Here is a 1,743-nt window from a genome sequence, read left to right as displayed (position 1 = left end):
CCCCGGCACAACCCCGTGTTCCAGATGGTGTTCTGCCACGGCGCCGCGTCCGCCCCCGCCCCGCGCCTGCGCGGCTTGAGCGTGACACCTGTGGAGGTCGCCGTGCCGTACGCCAAGTTCGACGTCACCGTCATGGTGGAGGAGGACCGGCAGGGCGGATTCACCATCGACCTCGCCTACGATCGCGCGCTGTACGACGAGACGACCGCTCACCGCCACACCGCCGCGTTCCGGGCCCTGCTGGAGGCCGTCGCGGACCGGCCGGACGCGGTGGTGTGAATGAGGACCCCCGCCGTGAGGGCGCGCGCCCCATAGCGCGCGGACCCCTCTGCCCGTACGAGTTCCCTTCGACGGCCGCCCGCCGGTGCGGCCCTCCGTAACGGAGCCGCCCCGCAAGTCGGCGGCCCGGCCCGCACAGACGCCATCCGACCCCCTGGGGGAGACGTGTCCACAGAATCGACCGCCCGCACCGCTGAATCCCCGGCCGCCGCCACCCCGAACGCCGACGCGCCCCCGACAACCGAGACCGCATCGGTGCGGGTGGCCGACTCGGTTCGCCGGATCTGGGCCGAACTCCTGCAGATCGACGCCGAGACCATCGACATCCGCCGCAGTGACTTCTTCGAGCTCGGCGGCTACTCGCTGCTCGCCCTCCAGGCCATCGGCAGGCTGCTGGAGGAGCGCGGCCTCGACGAGTTCGAGGCGGCGGAGCTGGAGGGCGCGCTGCTCAACCGTCTCTTCGAGGATCCCACGGCCCTGGCCCAGGCGGAGTGCTTGCTGTCAGCGTCGGCCGAGGGCTGACCTGCCGGGACAGGGGAGCCCTGCGCCCCTACTTGGATTCGATCCGGCCCACGGGACCGGCGGCGGTCGCCAGCGCGTCCCTCGCCGCCGGCCAGGCGGGGTCCCCGGGATACAGCTCGCTGCGCAGATACGCGGAGGTGAGCCGGGCGACCCAGGCGACCCGCTCGGGGTTCTCGTCCGTGGTCTCGGCGACGTCGTATCCGGAGATCCCGCCGAGTCCGTGGCCCGCGTCGAACAGGGTGAGCAGGGATTTGGGCCCCGGGGCGAGGAGGTAGGGATCGGCGTGCCAGTCCGGGCCCCGGACCGTCAGGAAGGCGGAGTCGTCCTGGTCACCGGCGACCACCAGCGCGGGCGTCGTCATCGCCGAGAAGTCCGTGGTCAGGAAGAAGGAGTAGTTGTCGACGGTGAACTCGGTGAGGGCGTCACCGCCCCGGCCGGGAGCGGCGAGGAGGACACCCGCCTTGATCCGGGGGTCGGACAGGTCCACTTCCGTTCCGTCGTGCGGATCGGTGAGCCGGGCGCCGAGCAGCAGGCTCGCGGTGTGCCCGCCCATCGAGTGCCCGGCGACGGCGACCCTGCTCGGGTCGAGGCGGCCGGCGAGCTGGGGGACGGAGGCCTCGATCTCGTCGAGTCGGTCGAGGACGCGCGTCATGTCCTCGGCCCGGGTGCGCCAGTGCGCGTCGGACTCCAGGTGCAGCGTCCTGGAGTCCAGGTGGGTGGGCTGGATGACGACGAAGCCGTGTGCCGCCCAGTGGTTGGCGAGCGGGGCGTAGCCGTTCAGTGAGGAGAGGTTGTTGGAGGGGCCGAGGCCGTGGGAGAGGAGGATGACCGGCAGCTCGCTCCCGGTCGTCGGGGCGGAGATGCGCAAGTGCAGGTCCACCGCGCGGCCGGGCGTCGCCAGCACCACCGGGCCGACGGAGAGGACCGGAGTGGGCGCGGGGG

General features: G+C 72.6%; 3 protein-coding genes. 2 read left to right on the top strand and 1 reads right to left on the bottom strand.

All coding sequences use genetic code 11. The features are described from left to right. Positions 1-279: condensation domain-containing protein (locus tag ACJA3G_RS36305; RefSeq protein WP_406557291.1), on the top strand; the 279-nt coding region annotated here is incomplete at its 5' end. Between the two features lie 165 nt (positions 280-444). Beyond that, positions 445-801: a phosphopantetheine-binding protein gene (locus tag ACJA3G_RS36300; RefSeq protein WP_406557290.1), complete on the top strand. Its 357-nt coding sequence runs from the start codon at positions 445-447 to the stop codon at positions 799-801. Between the two features lie 28 nt (positions 802-829). Here the strand turns inward: ACJA3G_RS36300 and ACJA3G_RS36295 are convergent. After that, positions 830-1,743 (bottom strand): alpha/beta hydrolase family protein (locus ACJA3G_RS36295; protein WP_406557289.1); only part of this gene is annotated, 914 nt, incomplete at its 5' end.

The sequence above is a fragment of the Streptomyces sp. YS-3 genome, assembly GCF_045257485.1.
GTDB lineage: Bacteria > Actinomycetota > Actinomycetes > Streptomycetales > Streptomycetaceae > Streptomyces.
Note: the sequence above shows the minus strand (reverse complement) of the source record. Positions and strands in the feature narration are given on the sequence as shown.